This is a genomic window from Cohnella sp. (assembly GCF_041641335.1).
GTDB lineage: Bacteria > Bacillota > Bacilli > Paenibacillales > Paenibacillaceae > Cohnella.
In genome coordinates this window covers 1-20644 of record NZ_JBEPYQ010000003.1, presented here as the reverse complement: position 1 = coordinate 20644, position 20644 = coordinate 1, and the positions used below count along the sequence as shown (strand labels likewise).

Annotated in this window: 16 protein-coding genes; 1 reads left to right on the top strand and 15 read right to left on the bottom strand. The window is 56.1% G+C overall.

The features are described from left to right. Nucleotides 1-59: 59 nt before the first annotated feature. Both ACESLM_RS01435 and ACESLM_RS01430 read right to left on the bottom strand, forming a co-directional pair. Nucleotides 60-2789 carry a DUF5695 domain-containing protein gene (locus tag ACESLM_RS01435; protein WP_372629293.1) on the bottom strand — a complete coding sequence of 910 codons (2730 nt, stop codon included), beginning with the start codon at nt 2787-2789 and terminating at the stop codon, nt 60-62. A 41-nt stretch (nt 2790-2830) separates the two neighbouring features. Continuing rightward, the gene (locus ACESLM_RS01430; protein ID WP_372629291.1) at nt 2831-4786 is read right to left on the bottom strand and encodes a glycoside hydrolase family 127 protein; all 1956 of its coding nucleotides are present in this window, start codon (nt 4784-4786) and stop codon (nt 2831-2833) included. A 138-nt stretch (nt 4787-4924) separates the two neighbouring features. Between ACESLM_RS01430 and ACESLM_RS01425 the strand changes: the two genes are divergently transcribed. Next, nucleotides 4925-5818 (top strand): AraC family transcriptional regulator, encoded by an 894-nt coding sequence (locus tag ACESLM_RS01425; RefSeq protein WP_372629289.1) that lies wholly within the window; start codon nt 4925-4927, stop codon nt 5816-5818. Nucleotides 5819-5967: 149 nt separating this feature from the next. Here the strand turns inward: ACESLM_RS01425 and ACESLM_RS01420 are convergent, their stop codons facing one another. From ACESLM_RS01420 to ACESLM_RS01360, 13 genes are all read right to left on the bottom strand, one after another. Further along, nucleotides 5968-6498: a helix-turn-helix domain-containing protein gene (locus ACESLM_RS01420; protein WP_372629287.1), complete on the bottom strand. Its 531-nt coding sequence runs from the start codon at nt 6496-6498 to the stop codon at nt 5968-5970. Between the two features lie 110 nt (nt 6499-6608). After that, nucleotides 6609-7694, bottom strand: coding sequence for a M24 family metallopeptidase (locus tag ACESLM_RS01415; protein WP_372629285.1), 1086 nt, complete (start codon nt 7692-7694; stop codon nt 6609-6611). A 20-nt stretch (nt 7695-7714) separates the two neighbouring features. Then, nucleotides 7715-9409, bottom strand: coding sequence for a M3 family oligoendopeptidase (locus ACESLM_RS01410; RefSeq protein WP_372629283.1), 1695 nt, complete (start codon nt 9407-9409; stop codon nt 7715-7717). Further along, nucleotides 9406-11721 (bottom strand): glycoside hydrolase family 127 protein, encoded by a 2316-nt coding sequence (locus ACESLM_RS01405; protein ID WP_372629282.1) that lies wholly within the window; start codon nt 11719-11721, stop codon nt 9406-9408. The genes ACESLM_RS01410 and ACESLM_RS01405 overlap by 4 nt, the downstream gene beginning before the upstream one ends. A gap of 39 nt (nt 11722-11760) precedes the next feature. After that, nucleotides 11761-13731 (bottom strand): glycoside hydrolase family 127 protein, encoded by a 1971-nt coding sequence (locus ACESLM_RS01400; RefSeq protein ID WP_372629280.1) that lies wholly within the window; start codon nt 13729-13731, stop codon nt 11761-11763. A gap of 2 nt (nt 13732-13733) precedes the next feature. Continuing rightward, complete coding sequence (locus ACESLM_RS01395; RefSeq protein ID WP_372629278.1) at nt 13734-15191, bottom strand: NAD-dependent malic enzyme; 1458 nt, start codon at nt 15189-15191, stop codon at nt 13734-13736. A gap of 6 nt (nt 15192-15197) precedes the next feature. Beyond that, on the bottom strand, nt 15198-16430 hold the full coding sequence (locus tag ACESLM_RS01390) for an NAD(P)/FAD-dependent oxidoreductase (protein ID WP_372629276.1): 1233 nt from the start codon (nt 16428-16430) through the stop codon (nt 15198-15200). Then, nucleotides 16427-16756, bottom strand: a complete 330-nt coding sequence (locus ACESLM_RS01385; protein ID WP_372629274.1) for a (2Fe-2S)-binding protein — start codon at nt 16754-16756, stop codon at nt 16427-16429. The genes ACESLM_RS01390 and ACESLM_RS01385 overlap by 4 nt, the downstream gene beginning before the upstream one ends. Beyond that, nucleotides 16756-17028, bottom strand: a complete 273-nt coding sequence (locus tag ACESLM_RS01380; protein ID WP_372629272.1) for a (2Fe-2S)-binding protein — start codon at nt 17026-17028, stop codon at nt 16756-16758. The genes ACESLM_RS01385 and ACESLM_RS01380 overlap by 1 nt, the downstream gene beginning before the upstream one ends. Before the next feature lie 12 nt (nt 17029-17040). After that, the gene (locus ACESLM_RS01375) at nt 17041-18486 is read right to left on the bottom strand and encodes an aldehyde dehydrogenase family protein (protein ID WP_372629472.1); all 1446 of its coding nucleotides are present in this window, start codon (nt 18484-18486) and stop codon (nt 17041-17043) included. Nucleotides 18487-18522: 36 nt separating this feature from the next. After that, complete coding sequence (locus ACESLM_RS01370) at nt 18523-19395, bottom strand: dihydrodipicolinate synthase family protein (RefSeq protein ID WP_372629270.1); 873 nt, start codon at nt 19393-19395, stop codon at nt 18523-18525. Between the two features lie 43 nt (nt 19396-19438). Beyond that, nucleotides 19439-20449, bottom strand: a complete 1011-nt coding sequence (locus ACESLM_RS01365; RefSeq protein ID WP_372629268.1) for a proline racemase family protein — start codon at nt 20447-20449, stop codon at nt 19439-19441. A 43-nt stretch (nt 20450-20492) separates the two neighbouring features. Further along, entirely contained in the window at nt 20493-20627 is a 135-nt protein-coding gene (locus tag ACESLM_RS01360; protein ID WP_372629469.1) for a proline racemase family protein, read from the bottom strand. Between the last annotated feature and the right edge of the window lie 17 nt (nt 20628-20644).

Sequence of the window (20644 nt, the reverse complement as noted above, 5' to 3'; positions counted from 1 at the left end):
CGGTTGTGGATTCCGATTGGTTCACGATGCCGTTACGATATTCCGACGATTCCGCGGCCTTATTCCTTTCCGATTCGGACCGTCATCCCTTGCGATCGCATGGATAGGGACGCTTCCGATTCAACACCACCTTTCAAGGTACCGACTTTAGCTCCTTCAGCGAAGATGCCGTAAACGCCCTCTGGCAAACCCGATACGGTTAGTGTAACGGAATGCTCCGTCCCGGAAATGCTGTCCAACCGGAACTCGATCTCCGAACCGTCCTCCTTAACGTAAACCGGGGTTTTCGCTGATATATGATCCGTGTCGATCCGTAAGGCAAGCTTAAGCGTCTCGAGCAGGACATGAAGCCTTCTTCGCACACCGTCTTTCATCGTAATGGAGAACCCGCCCGACGAACGGACATAGTCGCCCCCGTAACAGAAAAGACCGAAGAGCGGATCGTCTGCAAGAATCGTCGAAGCCCCTCTTAGCGCTCCGCAATACCCCAAATCGATCTCGCAGGAATAATACCAGGACCCGCGATGGTGGTCTTGATCCAGCCAAGTCTGGCCGTAGGGAGACGGCTCGAACCCGCCGCCGGCTCCTCCGTCGTTGGCTTCCCCCGGATACCAGAAGCCATAGCCGCTTTGCGGAGTTCCGGAATTCATAAGCGCCCAGGAGCTTAAAGTCGAAGCATAGCCCAGACGCAAATAGTCGTGGGGCTCCGGACTGTAATTCAGAGCATAGTCGAGGAGCGCCCAGCCCCCCATTTGGGACATGTAGCTTAACGTGTAAGCCGCGTTGGATTCTCCCCTGTAATCGCTCCCGTACAAGTAATACGCAGGTGAAATCCAACCCCGGCAGAATACGTTGGCTTCGATCTGCGCTTCCATAAAATTGGCCGCGTCCGTACGGGAAATGACTTCCTCTGCCCGCTTGTCCGGCGCTTCGGCAATCGAATCGGCCGCATGCTTCATCGCGTATTTGGCCAGCGCATGCGTGCTCTCGAATCCGGTCGAATCGAATGGATACTCCGATCCGAACAAATCCGCGTTTTCCTTGACGAAATGCTTCACTTTCTTTTTCCAGTGATTTTCGAGACGATGAGCCCGCTCCGGACAATCGACGGTTTTCAACTCCTCGATCAAGTCCTCGTAGATCAGTTCGTTGTACAGCCCTGTCTTGTAGGCCGACCAATCCCCTGTCTCGAGAGGGATGGTGAACATCGCGACGGCCGTTCGGTAGGCGCGTTCGAGATAGGTCTCCTTCGCCAGCTTCGTCGGGATGTCCGGATAGTTCTTCGCAATCCGGTACATGCTCCAGTACATCAGAGCGATGTGCGGATAATCGTATATCCGCCAAATGTGCGTTCTCCCTTTAGGCCCGGCATCCTCGCTATCGCGCAGTACTTTCCAATCCGGTATGCCGTAGATGCCGTACGGATATTCCTCGCTAACGGTCTGTTGAAGCCCGCCCCAGACGAAGTTTTCGATATAATCGTCCAGCGCCCCGACTTCAGCCTCGACAGGAAATTCGGCGTTCTTGGCAGCCAGGAAGGCCGGTTTGCTCAACCCCGGATCGTCGCAGGTAACGGCGTAGATCCGCCAGCCTTTGATCCGATCGTAATGGTCGGGGCTCAGCATCACCTCGGACTCCATATTCCATTCCGCCAACAACCCGTTGTACCATTTGTCGGGGTCGCGGTGCTGATGCTTCGCGATAAACGCTCCCCTCTTGCGGATCAGCGTCTCGACCGGTTCCGTGGAGAAAAACTCCAATCGTGTCTCCTTGCCGTCCCCGTACTTGATCGTTAAGAGGTTCTCTCCCAGCTTGCCGAACTTCACCCGGTACACTTGCATGTTCGCCTCTTGTTTGACATACGTCAGTTCCGTATACTCCGGAAATTCCGGAATTATCGATTCGATCGGCTCATTCGAACGAAGATAGAACATCGCGTACAGATCATTCGGCACCGTCATCCCGGGAATGACTTGAACGTCGATATGTCCTTCGTTCACCAGCCTGCTCCGAACGTCCTCATAACTGTCAGCCCATTGGAACTTAAACGAGTAAACGGCGGAATCGCCGGACTGGCCTCGCGGCGCAAGCTTTGCGCTCGTGTGCGGCTGCCGCCACCGGGTGCCTTTGCTGCTCGCGACTTGACCTTCCGCAGCAGAATGGACATAAGCCCTGAAGAATCTCTTTCCGCCCGGTTTCTCTTCGTTTTCCGGTTGCAAATCGAAGTACTCCAGCTTCGTTTGTTCGCCCATCGTCATCAAGAGATAAGGACCAACGCTATTGCAGCGCATCCAGAACAAGAAGGAATTGTGACCGGACACATAGCCGTGCCTGAGGACGCTCTCATGCGGCTTCGTCCCCCATTCGTAGTCCGAATTCATCGGGAACGGAATGGACAAATCGCCGATTTCGATCGTCCGTTCACCCTCGTTGCGAAGGAGAACGGTGTAACGAAGACAGTCATGATCGAGTTCATAGGAAAGCTCGACTCCGATGTCCGGTTTACCGGCTTCGGCCGCTTCGAAAAACGCGCTTACCTTCGCATCGCTCTGTCTGACGACCTTGACCGCTCCTTCCAGAGCCAGTGCCGCCGTGTCGGTCCTCTTCCACTCTTCGGCGGATTCCTCGCGATAGACCACTTGAACGTCGCCGAATCTCTTCCCTCGTGATAGATATTGCGTGTCATAAGAATCTCTGGTGAATTGAAAACTCGTGATGGCTCCCTTCTTAAGCCGCACATCAAACTTGCGATTCGCCAACCGTTCAATTTCTTCCGGTTTACCCGTCATGCTTGTCCTCCCCCGCTTTCCTATAAAATCAATCGCTCTAGCTACTCCTTAATCCAGACCGCCATCTCGCCTCGTCCTCGGTTCGCCCAGGCATAATAAGGAATGAATTTGAGGGCCGCCGGGATCTCTTCGGCGGGCTTATCCACGTGATATAGCCGCCCGTCCCAGTCAGCTTGCTTCTTCCTCATGCCCGTTGTCGTGATCGTGACGACGCCGCCGAGCAGCTCCGGTTCGAAGCGAGCTTCAAACTCCTTCCCTCCGCTCAAGGAGAGCAAGTGCAGATCCGCTCCGTTGTCGGCCTCTTCCGCACAGTAAACGATAGGACCGCGCTGCAATGCCGTCTTGCCTGCTGCAGCACGAACGGATGGATGGGCTTTCATCCTCTTGACGGTCATCGGAAGCGACAGCTCGATTCGATCGCCCTGCTGCCACTCTCTCGTCAGCCTTGCATAGCCGTCTACGATGCTACCTTCGATGGATACGGTTTCTCCGTTAATCTTGACAGACGCGCCCTCGCACCAATCCGGAATCCGCAGAGCCATCGTAAATTCGTCAGCCGATTGTCCGATGTATTCGAAGCGAACTTCGCCCTTCCAAGGCAAATCCGACTCCGTCTTCCACATCAATTGTCGGCCATCGAGCTCGGCGTTCAAATCTCCGCCGACGTAAAGATGCGTATACAGGGTTCGTCCCTGAACGGTGAACACGTAACGGTTAAGCGATGCCAGCAATCGCGCGATATTGGGCGGACAGCAAGCGCACCCGAACCATTCTTGTCTTTGCGGCTTGACGTGGCTGAACGTATGGTTATGTTCGCAGGCGTCCGGCCATACTTCCAGCGGGTTGACGTAGAAGAAGCGCTTACCATCTTGCGACATCCCGCTAATCACCGTATTGTAGAGCGCTCTCTCCAGGACGTCCGCGTACTCGCTCCGAGGCTCGATCTGAAGCATACGCTGCGCGAACAAGATCAATCCGATCGAGGCACAGGTTTCGGCATAGGCCGAATCGTTCGGCAAATCATAATCCAGAGTGAACGATTCTCCGTGAGCCATCGAACCGATCGACCCGGTAATGTACATCCGCTTTTCGACGATATTGCTCCACAGTCTTCTGCAGGCCGTCAGCAGCTCTTCATCGCCGGTCTCCAGCGCGATGTCCGCCATTGCCGTATACATGTAAACCGCCCGTACCGCATGTCCCTCGGCCGTCTCCTGCAAGCGCACCGGCAAATGGGCCTGGCTGTAGGAAAGATTAGAAGCGATATCAAGAAACGGGAAGTGAACGCTTCCGTTGCGCTGTTTGAATTGCTCCTGGTAGAAATTCGGCTCTTGTCCGCGTACATCTATGAAAAATTGGCTCAATTTCAAATATTTCTCGTTGCTGGTCGCTCGATAGAGTTTAACCAGAGCCAATTCCACTTCCTGATGTCCGTCATACCCGATCATCTTCCCAGGCTCCGGACCGAACGTCTGATCGATGCAATCCGCCAGCTTACAGCAAACGTCCAACAGCTTGCGCTTGCCCGTTCCTTGATAGTAGGCCACGCCCGCCTCGATCCAATGACCTGCACAGTACAGTTCATGACATTCGGCCAGGTTAGTCCAGCGCTGATTCGGCTCTTTAATTGTAAAATAGGTATTGAGATACCCGTCATCCATTTGAGCTGCGGCGATGATCTCGATCAGCTCATCCGCCACACGCTCCAGCTCCGGATCGGACTCGTTTTCGAGCAAATAACCGACGGCCTCCAGCCATTTCGCTACATCGCTGTCTTGGAACACCATGCCGTGAAATTCGCCTTGCTCCAACCCTGCGGTTATTTTCAAATTCTTAATCGCATGACTCGGCTCCGCTCCCGCTATCCGGTCGTTTAATGCCTCCCATTGGTAAGGGACGACAACATCACGAACCCGATGGATGTAAGAAGACCAAAATGAATCCCGAATGCGCAGCTGCTTGAGTTGAAGAGGTTTCCCCGTGATGGAAGGATTCATCTAACTCTCCCTTTTTTCAATTTTTACAATCAGTTGATAAAATCGTTTAATTCAAATATAAAGTGTTGTATCATTGAAAAAAATCGTTTATTTCAACCGATTCTTTTAAAATATCAACCTATTGAAAAGAGGAAAAATATGGCCATACCCATTCTTCACTTTGTCTCTCCGCCCGTGCCCTACTTCATCGATTGCGGCAAGCATGCTTACGCGCCGGGAGAACGCCATATTAGCCGGAATTCGATCGGCGTATTCGATTTAATCGTCGTTACGAAAGGCGAATTGTTTCTAGGAGAGAATACGAAGGAATGGAAGATCAGCCAGGGAGAAGCGCTCATTCTAAGACCGGACGCCTACCATTACGGAACGGAACCCTGCCAAGAAGATACGGAAATTACCTGGATCCACTTCCATACGTTCGGGGCTTGGGAGGAGAACCAGAATGCCCATAAATTTCTCGAAAGCCGGAGCGCTTTGATCGAGAAGCATAAACAGCACGCCTACTTGAACCATTGCGAAGTCTGCTCCATCTTGATTCCGAAGCATGTTCAGCTATCGGAGCGGTCGTTAAGCGAATTAACGAATTTTAACGATCTGGATTATTTCCCCCGCACGTTGCGCAATTGGAAGAAACAAACCGCGTTTCAACTGTTCATGCAGCATCTGGACCGGGAGTCCTCGGACTTGTCCGATTCCGCTGCGCTCGTACTGGCGGAGAAGGTCGAGCAGTACATTCGCCAGCATTACACTCGAAAAATCACCAATGAGATGCTGCGCAGCGAATTAAACTATCATCCGAATTACATCGCCAAATGCATGATCAAGATTTACGGCCTATCCCCCTTCGATTATTTACAGCAATATCGAATTGAACAAGCGAAAAAAATGCTGATTCAGACGGATTGGACGATCGCCCGCATCGCCGAAGAGGTCGGGTTTAACAACATCCCCTATTTCTCCTCTTTCTTCACAAGTAAAGAGGGAATTTCTCCTTCCCATTTCCGCAGGAAAGTCATCGGCAGCAACAAATGAAATCGATCGGTTGGCAACAAAAATAGCGGTGCCGGCAAGCTGAACGGCGACCTGGCAAAGGCACTTCATCGAAGTGATCGCCTGAGAGTTTCCGTTCAACTATCCTGTCCGCTATTTTCCGATTCGGATTTCTATTCAAACAACTTGATTTAGCCTTGCGCTGAACAGAACACCGATAAATAACGCACTTCCTCCGACACGGGCGTAAACAAGTGCTCCTCGACCGAATCGAAATAGAGGCTATCTCCGGGCCCCATCAAATATTCGACGGTTCCGACCTTATATTTCATGCGGCCTTCCAACACGTAGATGAATTCTTCCCCGATGTGGGATACCGTACGCCTCGGCGTTTCGCCTTTTCTCGCAACAAAATAAAAAGGCTGCATCAGCTTGTCCTGACGTTCTACGGCCAATGCTGCAAAGGAGTAGCCCTTCTGCGTCTTGACCAGCTTCCCCAGCACATTTTCCATTTTCGATAGGACGGTTCCGCCTTGTTCGTGATCGTCGAGCAGCACCGATATTTTCGTCCCGAGCGCATCCGCAATCTTAATAAGCGTACCGATGGGCGGGACGGTCTTCCCGTTCTCGATCTTGGAAAGCAGACTTTTCGTAAAGCCGCATACCATCGAGATTTCATCCAGACTGCGGCCCTGCTGCTTGCGAATTTTGCGGATTTTCATACCTAAATCCATGCGATCGCCCTGACCTTTTCCGTTATCTCGTTCAATTGGGTTAATTGTAATGGAATCCAAATGATGCGTCAATTCAATTGACCCCTTGAAGTCGGTCTTCAGCCGATGACCGTCAACTGCTTGGGAAATGTCGTTAACGCTTCCGCCCCGTCCGCGGTCACGAGGACATCGTCCTCCACGCGAACGCCGCCGATGCCCGGCAAATAAATGCCCGGCTCGATCGTAATGACCATTCCCTCGCGCAGACGATCCCGGTTGTCCCCGTGAACCGACGGGTATTCGTGCACCTCTATTCCTAAGCCGTGCCCGACCCGATGCGTAAAATAGCTGCCGAAGCCTCTACCCTCGATGCATTGACGCGCCGCCCGGTCCACCTCGGCCATTTCGGCGCCAGGACGAACGGAGGCGATGCCCCGCACATTCGCTTCAAGCACCGCATCGTATATTTCCTTCATCTTGTCGCTAACCTCGCCGATCGCGAACGTCCGGGTAATATCGGAGAGATAGCCGTCATAGGCGACCCCCATATCGAATAGGAGCATGTCCCCGTTCTGAATCCTTCGATTGCCGGTCGCCCCGTGCGGCAGAGCCGACTTCTCGCCGGACAGCACCGTCGTCGCGAACGCGGGGCTTACTCCCGCCTTTTTCATCGCGTATTCCAGTTCGGCAGCGATGTCCAGCTCCGTCACGCCGGGCTTCACGTGCCGCAAGCCGTCGCGGAGCACCTGTTCAACCAGCCGCGCGGCTTCCTTCAGCCGTGCGATCTCCTCCGGGGATTTGATCGCACGCATCTGTGTTAACGCCCGTTCCACGTCGACGTAGCTGTCCGCGGCCAACGTAGCCGACAGCTCTTCGTAGCGGCGCACGGTCAGATGGCTCTTCTCCACGCCAAGACGAGCGATCGGCCCGGTTAGCGCGCGCTTCAATACTTCATACGGATTGTCCGTATCCGTATGCGTCCGGATGGAGGAAACGGAGGCTTCCGCTCGCGCCGCCTCCTCGTCCAAGGCCGGCACGAGCAAGAACGGTTCCTCTCCTTTCGGCAGAACAAGGCCCAGGAATCGCTCGTGCGGATCGGAAGCAAACCCCGTCAAATAATAAACATGCTTAGGCTGCGTGATCAAAACAGTATCTAAGTGTTCTTGATCCATATAAGCGTATAGCTTTCTTAACCTATCGTTCATTCCGCGACTCCTCCCGCTAATTACAGTTGACGATCGTCGATTCGGTCAAGCCAACGCTCAATTTCCTCTACCGCGCCTTCGACACAGCCGTCGGCGAACGGAGAGTCGAGATGGCCCAATGCGAGCAATTCCAAGAAAGAGCGGCTTCCGCCCGCCTGGCACAGATTCATGTAATCGTACCAGGCAGCTTCTGATTGCTCGTTCGCTCTCTTCCAGAGCTGGAACGAGCATACCCGCGCCAGCGCGTAATCGATGTAGTAGAACGGAATGCAGAACACATGCCCATTCTGCAGCCATACGCCGCCTCGCTCTAGAAAATCGTTCCCTTCGTAATCTCGGTAAGGCGTGTAAATCTTCTCGATGTCCCGCCAAGCGCGTTTGCGCTCCTCCGGCGTTGCTTCCGGATTCTCATAGACATAATGCTGAAATTCATCGAAGGCCGAGCCGGTCGGAAGGAACAGCAGCGACTCGCTCATATGCTTGAATTTGTACTTCTCCGCCTCCTCCCCGAAAAACAGCTCCATCCAGGGCCAAGCGAAGAACTCCATGCTCATCGAATGGATTTCGCAAGCTTCCGCCGTAGGGAATTCATATTCCGGGACGTTGTATTTCAAGCTGCACAGGGATTGAAGCGCGTGTCCCGCCTCGTGCGTCAGAACGTCGATATCGCTGGAGGTGCCGTTGAAGTTGGCGAATATGAACGGGGCCTCCTGCTTGGCGATCATCGCGCAGTACCCGCCTCCGGCTTTGCCCGGCTTACTGAGCAAATCCATCAGTCCTTCGTCGACCATCCGCCTGAAGAAGACGCCCGTTTCTTCAGACATCTCCTCGTACATCCGCTTGGCGCTCGCCACAATCTGCTCCGGGTCGCCCTTGGGGTTCGCATTGCCGGACTCGAAGGCGAACGTATCGTCATAATAGCGGAGCCGGTCGACTCCGATCCGCTCGCGCTGACGCTCCTTCAGCTTCATCGTAATCGGAACGACAGTACTCCGGACCTGCTTCCGAAACTTCGCCACCTCGGCCGGTCCGTAATCCGTCCGGTTCATACGCGCATAGCCGAGCTCCACGAAATGGTTGTAGCCCAGTTTATGGGCGATCTTCGTCCTCAGCTTCACCAGCCGATCGAACAGCTCGTCCAGCTCGGCCTCATGCTCGGCGAAGAATGCGGTTCTTGCTTCAGCCGCTTTCTTCCTCGTCTCCCGATCTTGAGATTGGGCGAACGGCGCAAGCTGAGCAAGACTTCTTTCTTCTCCTTCGAACGGAATTCGAGCCGAGGCGGCGAGTCTCGTGAACTCGCTGGTGAGCTTGTTCTCCAGCTGCAAATCCTCCACGATCTCCGGACTGAAGGTGCGCTGCGCGTTCTCCGCAATCCGGAACAGCTGCTTGCCCCACCGCCGTTCCAGTTCTTCCTTGAACTTGGATTCGGTCAACGCCTTGTAGTAACGCGATACGAGCCCTTGATAGAGGGGGCCGGTTTCGTCGATGTAATCCTGTTCTTCCCGGTAGTACGGGTCCGTCGTGTCCATCGTATGGCGGACGTAGGCAATCGAGCACATCGATTCGTATTCGCGGCGCAGGTTGTGAATCGCGGTCATGAGCGCATGCTGCTCGTCTGCCTCCGTCGCCTGTTCGAACTTGCGGATAAGATTGCTGAACTCGCTCTCGATTACTCGGATATCCGGCCTGCGATAAGGGAAGTCCTGGAACTTCATGGCTGCTCCCCTCTGCCAGGATCGATGATGCGAACCCCGAATACTTTACGAATACGACGACCTGGACGCGCCTTGAACATAATGGCGATCGTATCCGCATCGCCGACGAGCGCTTGCGGCAACGGATAGTTCACGTTATAGAATTTGTCTGTTTCCTTCGCACCCTCGTACGACTCGGTCAGCGGGATGCCATTGGCAAGAACGTCGAACTCGCAGCCCGGCAAATCGGTTGCCGCCGAGTAAGTGACGACCAGCGTCGTGTCGACTCGCGGATCCGTCTTCAGATCGAAGGAGAACCATCCATCCAATGAAGCGTATCGGTAGGACCGTTTGTGCATCGTACCGACGCCAGTCGTCTCGCCTTGGAAATGATGATCGCGTTCCGGCTGCATTTCTCCCGGCTGGGCGAAGTCGATCGTACATTGCTCAAGCTTACGAATATTGTCGTAGGCGATCAAGTACTCTTCCTCGGACCTCGCCCAAGATTCCTTCGTGAATAAATCCCAATAGACCGTATAGGTCTTGTCGTGCATCCGATAGAAGGGATACAGCTCAACGTTGCGAGGATGACCGACGCCAACCGTCCGGAACGTCGCCGTCTTCCCGGACACGGGCTCCAGCCACTCGACTGCCGGCCTTCCGTTCGTAATCAAGACTGGCGTATACAGACGACTCCTGGCCCCCGGATCCTCCAGCGGTCCGAGCTCGCCGGCCAATACAAGCGGCCCATACAGAACAGCAGTCCGATTCGGATTGTCCGGCATGCTTTCCAGACGCAGCGTCATCGGCAGAGCCACTTCCACCGTGTCTCCGTCCTCCCAGAGACGGCGAATGCCGACGAAGCTTCCCGGGACGGCACTCGAGACCGACTGCGGTAGTCCGTTTACTCTGATCTCGATGCCTTTCTCCGCCCAATACGGATAACGGATATTGACCGTTAGCGGAGCTTCAGACTTGCCGGATAGCCTAAGGACGATGCGATCGTCTTCCGGGTAACGCGTTTCTTGTCTTAGCTCGATGCCCCGCTCCTTCCAACGAAGTACGGAGGGAATATATTGGTTGACGAAGAGCGAATCCTCGTTGTAGAAATAAATCCCGGCTCCATAGCTTGCATGATTCTCCATGCCCGTGCCGATACAGCAGGTGAAGTCTTCGAACCTCTTATTATAGTCCTTATAACCGCCCATTTCGAGAGAGACACAGTAGCACATGTCTCCGTTCTCCGGGTTTTGCGAGGAGAGAATGTGGTTAAAGAGCGCACGCTCATAGAAATCGGCTTCCTTGGCGTTCCCGTTCCATTGGAAAAGGCGCTTCGTCAGCTTCAACATGTTGTACGAGTTGCACGTCTCCGTCGTCGTCTTCCCGATCCGATCGGACAGCTCGTCCGGCTCGCCGAAATATTCGTTAAAGCTATGGCCTCCGATGACGTAGGAGTGATGCTCGACGACGCGCTCCCAGAAAAATTCCGTCGTCTTCTTGTACTTCTCCTCTTTCGTCCACTCGTACTGCTTGGCTAATCCGATCAGCTTCGGAATTTGCGTATTGGCGTGCTTACCGGCCAGCTTGTCTTCGCCGGCCGCGAGAGGATCAAGCACGACCTTGTGCCAGAAGCGGTCGGCAAGCTTCATGTACTTGATCTCCCCGGTATCTCCGTACAGGTCGGCCAACACTTCGTTCATCCCGCCGTACTCGCAGATCATCACTTCCTCCATCTGCTCCTCCGTCAGGCCGCCAACAATGCCGTCTAGCCAATCCGCCAGCTTAATCGACACTTGAAGCGCTTTGCCGTTACCGGTCAGGTGAAGCGCATCGCGCAAGCCGGCGAACAATTTGTGCAGCGTGTATAGAGGCGCCCATCCGCCGTTCAAGTCGAAGCCCTTGGAGCGGATATCGCCGCGAGCCACCTCCTGGAACAATTCCTTGCCATTGGGAATGCCGGACACATACCCGTCTCCGTGCGCGTCCTGGCAAGCTGCCAGTTCGTCGACCATATAATCGACCCGCTCCTTGAACACCTCTTCTCCTAGAGAAGCGTAGAGCATCGAGATGGCCGACAGATAGTGGCCCAAGGAATGACCCGACAAGCTCATTGCTTCCCAGCCCTCGTATTGGAGAGCTTTCGGCGTCAAGCCCGCATACTCCCGGAATCGGGCGAGCAGCCGGTCCGGTTCGAGCTCGAGCAAGTACGTCCGGTTTAATTCCATCGCGTGTTTAAAAGGTCCGTCCAGCAGCTCGACATCCTGAAGCTTAAACGATTTCGCCGCTTGCCGATTGATTGGTTTCACCATCGGATAGCTCTGCATCTGTGGCATCTGTTCGCATCCCCTCTCTTACTCGGCGCTCTTCCTCGCTTACTCCTCTCTAATCCACACAAGCATTTCGCCTTCCCCACGGTTCGCCCAAGCGAAATAAGGGATCGCTTGAATCGGAGCCGCGTGCTTGCTGCGCTTCTTCTTCCCGTACAGCGTCGTGTCCCAACCCCTCGAATCGCCCCGAACCGCTTCGGCGGTCACGACCGTCACGCCGCCCAATCTACCCGGCTCGAACCGTGCGGAGAGCTCCGCGTTCTCGGGCAGCGAGATATCGGGCAGAATTTCGCCGTTGTCGGCCTGCTCCAAGCAGTAGACGATCGGTCCGCGCTGAATGGCCACTTTTCCAGCATTCGTGCGGACTTTCGGATTCGCGTAAATCCGTTCGACCGGCATCGGGAAATCGAGCGTAATGACGTCGCCGGCATCCCACTCGCGGGTCAGCTTCAAATAGCCCTTCCGGGGGCGAGCGTCTGCCGAAACCTTCTGTCCGTTCACGAAGACAGACGCTCCCTCGCACCAGCCGGGGATGCGGACGGCTACCGAGAACTCGCCCTTATGCTCCGGAGCAACCGTTAGCTTAATCTGTCCGTCCCATGGATAGTTCGACTCCAACGACAATCGAACTTGTTGTCCGGAGAGCCCGACGGTCGTCTCGCTGCCGATATATTGATGAACGTGGACGGTGTTCTCATCCTGCGAGTAAATGTACTGTCCGAGCGAGGCGATCATCCGCGCCAGATTGGGCGGACAGCATGCACAGCCGAACCATTTCTGCCTTACCTTCTCCACATGCATCTTGTCCGGACGCTTGCAAGCTTCCGGCCACACTTCCAACGGATTGACATAGAAGAAGCTTTTGCCGTCGAGCGACATGCCGCTGATCGTACCGTTATAGAGCGCGCGCTCAATGACGTCGGCATACTTGCCGTCCGGGTCGAGATGAAGCATCCGGTGCGCCCAGAAGACGAGCCCGATCGCTGCGCAGGTTTCCGTATACGCCGTATCGTTCGGCAGATCGTAATCAAAGCTGAAGGCTTCGCCGTCATGATTGGATCCGATGCCGCCCGTAATATACATTTGCCGCTGGGTAACGTTGTCCCACAAGCGTCTGCATGCTTCAAGCAAAGAGACATCTCCCGTCTTGGCCGCGACGTCCGCCATTCCCGCATACATGTACACCGCGCGTACGGCGTGCCCGACAGCATGCTCCTGCTCGCGAACGGGCAGATGCGATTGGTTGTATTCATAGTTATGCTTGTATAAGTTGTAATAGCCTTCCGCAAGCAGCGATTCCCGGCCATGCCGCTCCGCACGCCGATCTGCCTCCTGCTTGAAGAAGTGGGGCTCCCGTCCTCGCTCATTAATGAAGAACCGGCTCAGATGGGCATAACGCTCCTCGCCCGTCACCGCATACAATCTCATTAAAGCCAGCTCGATCTCCTGATGTCCCGGATACCCCCGAAGCTTTCCTTCTTCTTCGCCGTATACCGAATCGATGTGATCCGCCAGCTTGCAGACAAGGTTGAGCAATTGGGTTTTGCCCGTCGTCTCGTAATACGCGACCGCCGCCTCAATCAGATGCCCCGCGCAATAGGTTTCGTGATTGTCCCGTTCATTCTCCCAGCGCCGGTCCGGATGCTTGATCGTAAAATAGGTGTTCAGATAGCCGTCAGGCTGCTGCGCTCTGTTCAGCAGCTCGATGGTCTCATCGGCGAGCCGCTCCAATTCCGGATCCGGAGAGGACGCCAGACTGTAAGCGACGGCTTCCAGCCACTTCGCCACATCGCTGTCCTGGAAAATATAGCCGTAGAATTCCCCTTCCTCTTCGCCTGCGGCAATGCGGAAATTGCGGATCGCGCGGCTTGGAGCCGCTCCCTCGATTCGATCGTTCAGCGCGTCCCATTGGTAGGGAATAACTTCATCTCTCACCAGGTTCCGGTATTTCGTCCAGAACGGATCGCTAATTGACACGCTTTTGTAAGAGATCGGATTCACTTTCCTTGCGCTCATCTTCAACTTCCCCCGTTCCCTGTTTCAGTTTCGCTCGCGAATTCCCCGGCGCGGATGTCCCGCCTTCGAGCCACCTTGGCTTCATATGCCGCGTCGATAACGGCTTGACGCACCTGTTCAACGACGCGCTGGTTAAAGAGGCTTGGAATAATGTAATTCTCGTTTAGTTCCTCCTCGGAGACGACGGCAGCGATCGCTTTGGCGGCAGCCAGCTTCATAGACTCGGTCACGCGGGACGCGCGGCAATCGAGAACGCCTCTGAACAGACCGGGAAAGCAGAGGACATTGTTGATCTGATTCGGATAATCCGAACGTCCCGTCGCCATCACTCGGACGATGCCCTCCACCTCCTCCGGCATAATCTCCGGGTTCGGGTTGGCCATGGCGAACACGATCGGATCGGCCGCCATCTTTCGGACGTCCTGACTTTTCAGAATGCCGGGTCCGGATACGCCGATAAAAATATCCGCGCCTTGGATGACGTCAGACAAGCTGCCCGTCTCGCGGTTCGGATTCGTATGCTCGGCACACCACGCCCAAGCTTCGTTGTCAGAGTGTTGTCCCTTGACCAGAGCCCCGGCACGGTCCACGCCGATTATGTTGCTCGCGCCGGCCGACAGCAGAATCTTCGTGCAAGCGGTACCCGCCGCCCCGACCCCGCACAATACAATCTTGCAATCTTCTAGCCGTTTGCCGACGAGCTTGACGGCGTTATACAGCCCTGCCAGCAGTACGACCGCTGTCCCATGCTGATCGTCGTGGAAGACGGGAATATCTAAATCCTCGATCAGGCGTCGTTCGATCTCGAAGCAGCGCGGCGAAGAGATATCCTCCAGGTTGATCCCCCCGAAGGCGGGAGCGATCCGTTTGATCGTTTCCACGATCTCCTCTGTGTTCTGGGTGTCCAAGCAGATCGGGAAGGCGTCGACGTCGGCAAGCTGCTTGAACAGCATCGCTTTGCCTTCCATGACCGGCATCGCGGCCAGCGGACCGATGTTGCCGAGCCCCAGTACGGCGGTGCCGTCCGAGACGACGGCAATCATGTTTCTCTTGATCGTCAGCGAATAAGCGCGGGAAGGATCTTCGTGAATCGCCATGCTTACCCGGGCTACTCCTGGGGTATATACACGCGACAGGTCATCGCGATTTTTGATTCTCAGCTTGGAATGAACCTCGATTTTGCCGCCGAGATGCAGCAGCAGCGTCTGATCCGAGACATTGACCACCCGCACCCCATCCATGTTCCGCAAACGCGAAACGACTCGTTCCGAGAAGGCTGGATCGATCGTGACGGTAAGATCGTGCAGCGTCTTCTGTTTTCCTGCGCGACTAACGTCAAGAGCGGCGATCTCGCCGCCTGCGTCGCCGATCGCCGTTACGATTTGTCCGAAAGAGATTTTATCCTTGTCCGTTTCCAGCCGGATGATGATGTTCGTGCTGCCGCCTGTTTGTACGACCATTTGATGTTACCCTCCAGCCTGATAAGTGGCTTGCCATAGCTGATAGATTTTTTTGCGCACCTCCGGAATGTCCGGATGGAATTGAATCAATGCCGAAGACCGCACGCGATGAACTTCTTCCACCGCGTCCGCGACATGGCGTTCGCCGTCAACTCCGTAAGCGCCGGCCTCATGGCTGATCGAAGCGCCGGCAAGCCGGCCTTGCGCCATCGCGACGAGTGCGCTTTCCACTCCGGTGATGTTGCCGGCTACGAACAGTCCTTCCACCGGCGTCTGCATCCTTTCGCTGTGAAACGGCAGATGTCCGCCCAGCTCCGGAGTATACAGGAACGGGCATCCCGCCACGGCAGCCAGCTCGGCTAGCGGATACAAGCCTCCCGCCAACGCGACGAAGTCGACGGGCACCTCCCTCTCGCTCCCCGGAAGGATCTCGCCCGCCCCGTTCACATCCGCCAACGTGACCGATTCGACGCGGTCGGTGCCATTTATTCGAATTGCAGCTGTACGCAGCATCAAGGGAATATCCCAGAGCTTAATACCTCTGCGCGGAAAGAACTTGGAGACGAGACCCGCCATTCCCAGCGCTCCCGCGACGCGTCCGCCAAGGCGAAGCACCGGCGACGGCGCCAGGTGCGACAATCCCATCAACAGCCGAAGGCATTCCTTCGGAAGCGCCGACGAACCGGCGAACGTTCCGGCCGGAGGCAGGACGATGCCCGCCAGCGAGACGCCGGAGACCGACAATTCGCGTGCGATGGCCATTCCGAGCACGTTCATGCCGATGATGAGGCCGCGATTTCCAGGTTTAACATAGTGAACATTCGACATGACCTGGGCCGCTCCGATCGACATGACTCCGGGCAGCGTCCAGCCGTCGGCTGGCACCGGCACCTCCGCGGCCCCGGTAGCCAGCAGGACGCGAGGCGCGGACAAGCGTCCTTCGGAGGTGGAAACCTCCCACAGGCCGTCCGACTTCAACAGACCGTAGACCGATAGGCCGCAGCGGATCGATACGCCTTGCTTCCCGCACGTCTCGATCAATTGCTCCGCTATGCGCTTGCCGACCCACCAGCGGCCATGCTCTTCGTGAAATTGTCCGAGCATTCGGCCCCCTGGCTCAAGAAACTCGTCGATCACCGTAACCTTGAGGCCGTTCCCAGAAGCGACGATCGCCGCAGACAGGCCGGCCGGACCTGCGCCGACGATCATTAAATCCGAATTCTGCGATTGTCGGCTCATGGCCGTTTCCTCCCGGTAATTTCGTTAGGCAGCTGCAGCCCTTCGGAGATTTGCATTCCTTCTTCCAGCGGCGTCAGGCAAGAGCGAACGATGCCCTTGCCTTGTACTTGGAGCCGACATTCCATACAATGCCCGATGGCGCAATAGATTCCCCGAGAGTTGCCCGATTCTTCGTGCTTCCTCAGCGTTCGAATGCCTGCAGCCAGCAAGGCGGCGGCAATCGGCTCACCGCGATAGCCGGCCATCGGCTTCCCGTTAAACGAGAAATTCACGGAATCTCGTTGTGTTTTCTTACCCAAGATGGGATGATCGTTAATCCGTTCCATTACGCTTCACCCTTTGCCAGTTGGCCAAAAGTAATCGGTCGGATCGGCGGCCGGACGGACAGCAGCTCCGAATCCCGCGGCGCGTCCGGATTTCGGCTATGTGTCCACGTCTCCAACAGGTGCCTGCACACCCGACCTTGGCAGGCCCCCATTGTCGCACGCGTCTTCATCTTTAATTGACGCGAGGTGTGACAGCCCGATTCATACGCTTCTTCCAGTTGGGTGAGCGTCACTTCCTCGCAGCGGCAGACAAACATAGATGGGGAATTCATGTATCCGAACCTCTAGGCGTAGCTAATCGCGCACGTTTTCGTCTCGGTATAGAAATCCAGCGCGGCTTGACCCTGCTCCCGGGAGTGGGAGCTCGACATCTTCATCCCGCCGAACGGAGATTGGTACTCAACGCCCGCCGATTCCTGATTGACGCGAACCATGCCCGCCTCCGCTTCATCCAGGAAACGATGAGCATGAGCAAGGTTGCGCGTAAACAGGGAGGCGCTCAGCCCGAACTCCGTACGGTTGCACAGGGCGATGGCATCTTCGAAATTGCGCGCCTCCAGCACCGTGGCGACCGGTCCGAAAATCTCCTCCTGAACGAGAGGGTGATCCGCGTCGACGCCGGCGGCGACGATCGGCCGAATGTAGTTGCCTTCCTTCGCTTCTGCCAGCGCAGGGCCTTCTGCCACAATGTCCGCTTGCTCCCGCGCCATATTCACGTAGGACATGACGCTCTTGAACTGGCTGGCAGACGCTACCGGTCCGAGATAGGCGCCGGGATCGAGCGCCGGAGCGAGCTTGATTCCCGCAACCGCCCGGTTCAACGCTTCGACGAACGGATGATAGATGGCGCTCTCGACGATGATCCGACTAGTCGCCGTGCACTTCTGCCCGGCAGATCGGAACGCCCCGCTCAGAATCATCGGGATGGCCTTGTCGAGATCGGCGTCGCTCAGCACGATCGCCGCGTTCTTCCCGCCCATCTCCGTCTGATATTTGATGTTGCGGCTAGCGCAGGCTTGAGCCACGCGCATGCCGGTGTTCGTCGATCCGGTAAAGCTAACGGCATTCAGATTGACTTGCTCCAGCAGAACGTCTCCGATTGTGCTGCCTTTGCCGATGACGAGATTAAGCGCGCCGGCCGGCAAGCCTGCGGAAGCGAAGATCTCGGCCAGTCGGGTTGCGGTCAGCGAGGCGAATTCCGCCGGCTTCCAGATGACTGTATTCCCGCAGATGAGCGCAGGCGCGATCTTCCAGATCGGAATGGCGACAGGGAAGTTCCATGGCGTGATGACCCCGACAACGCCCAGAGGCACCTTCTTCGTATATTGCAGGACGTTCGTCTCGCTGGAAGGGATGACGACCCCGTTGGCGCGCACGCCTTCGGCGGCGTAATAACGGAGCAGGTTCACTCCGCGCATCGTCTCGCCCCGCATCTCCCCGATCGGCTTCCCCATCTCTCTGCTGGCCAGCGTCGCGATTTCCGTCAAGTTTGCTTCCAGCGCATTCGCCATTTTGTACAAGTAGTCCGCCCTGCCCGCACCGGTCAGGCGGGACCAGGCAGGAAGCGCGCTGCGCGCCGCCTGCGCCGCCTGAACGACTTGAGAAGCATCCGACAGATGGAGAACGCCGACCTCCTCAGTCGAGTCTGAAGGGTTCTTGATGACGAGTTCTCCGGCATTCGGGGCAATCCATTCTCCGCCGATCCAATTTTTGCTGCTGTTCAAGCCGATTCCTCCTCTTAATGGCTAGCTTAATCCGACGAGTCCTTAACGGTTAACAGCGTACTCGTATGCTTTCTTGATCGCTTGATAATCGGCTTCCGGAAGCCGCAATCTCGGCGGACGAGCCGGACCTACCGGGAAACCGGCCAATTCCATCATGTATTTGATCGATTGCACAAGCTGCGGGTTGGCGTCGAAATGAAACAGCGGAAGCAGATGTTTGTACAGCTTGGAGGCTTCCTCCAGCTTTCCTTCCCTTGCCAGCTTGAAGAGCTCCGCTCCTTCTTTCGGCAGCGCGTTCGAGACGCCGGAGATCCAGCCTGTCGCACCGAACAGCGGTCCTTCCATAGCCAGATCGTCGACGCCGATCATGACTTCCAGATCGGTCTTCGCCAGAATTTCATGAACGCGGCGGATATCTCCGGAGAATTCCTTAACGGCAACAAAGTTCTCCAGCTTAGAGAGCTTAGCCAGCAAGTCCGGCGTGAGATCGACTTTGTAATCGTGAGGATTGTTGTATCCCACGATCGGCAAGCCAACCGAGTTCAGAGCCTCGTAGTGAGCGATAACCTCATTCTCGAGCGGCTTATAGTTGATCGGTGGCAGCGCCATAACGCCCGCCGCTCCTTTATCCTTCGCATGCTGTACCCAAGAGACCGCTTGCTGCGTCGAAGGAGCTGCGGACCCGACAACGACCGGTACTCGGCCGGCAGCGGCATCGATGACGGTCTCGACGACTTTCGCGCGTTCTTCGTTCGACATCGTCGCGTATTCCCCGAGGGAGCCCGTCGGTACGAGGCCGTTAGCTCCATTCTCGATCTGCCATTCGCACAGCTCAGCCAATCTCTTGTAGTCCACCTCATAAGACTCCGTAAACGGAGTAACCAACGCCACGTATACGCCTTCGAATTTAGCCATGAAAAGTTTCCCCTCTCAAAATGAATTAGAATAATATAGAGGCCTAACGCAGAACGAAACCTTCGGACAACGGATCGCTCGGATCGATGACGAAGTTCATGAGCCCGATCACGAAGGCAGAACCCGTCATTCGGTAGACGGTAGCCTCCCAATCGTTCAGCTTGACCGTCTCCATCGCTTGAACGGTCGCTTGCGAGCCTGCGATTCCTTCATACGTCATCGTGTCCCCGAGTCGGACTTCCCCCCGCTGCATCCGAGCCGCCATATGAGCGATAGCGCCAGCTCCTCCCGGCGATCGGTCGAACTGCTCGTTGGCGAACACCGTTACGTTCCGGCAATCGGAGCCAGGGCGAAGATCGCCTTCGGTGCCGGCAATGACGACGCCATGAATGCCGGCCATCCGACCTGTCACAGGATGGAGTAGGGAGAGCCGGTCATCGACGAAGCGCTTAATCGCCCCGCCCCACATTTGCAAGTCCGGCAGCGAGCTTTCCAGCAGCGCGAGATCGAGCGCCTTAACATCGACGACGGCATAGAAGGCTCCGTTATATACGACATCCACGGGAAAGGCCCGACCTTTCAGCTCGACCGGAACATCCAACGCATAGGCAAAGCACGGGATGTGATCGAACGATACCGACTTGACCTCCGAGCCTTCGCAATCGGCATAAGCGACTATCGTCCCTGCCGGGAGATCGATGCGAACCCCTTCGGCGGCCGCTTCCGGCGGAAGCTGGCCAGTCTCGATCAAGGCGGTTACGGCGGCGATTACGCCGTGACCGCTGACGTCGGCCATCCCTTCATTGTTCATGAACAGCAGACCGAACCGGGCATCCCCGCTAGCGGGCGGCGTGACGATGGCGCCGGTCATGCCGTGGTGTCCGCGAGGCTCTGCCATTAGAAGACCGCGGATGGCATCGCAATGCTGAGCGAAGTAGTCCGCTCGTTCCTGCAGAGTCGCTCCCGGTATAGAGGGCAAGCCTCCGGTGACGATGCGGAGCGGCTGACCGCCGGCGTGAACCTCAATCGCGGCGTACCATTTGTTGAATTCCATGATTGCGCACCTTCTCCGGATTTAAGATGGCCTTCCGCCGAGATCAGAGCAGGAAGAACCCGTCGTTCCATTCGTCCTTCTCTCGAAAGATGAATTGGTGGAATCCCGTTACCCAAGCCGAACCTGCAATATGAGGCACGACGGCCGGCAGATCGCCGACTCGGGTTTCCTCCAGCACCTGAGCGTAAAATACTG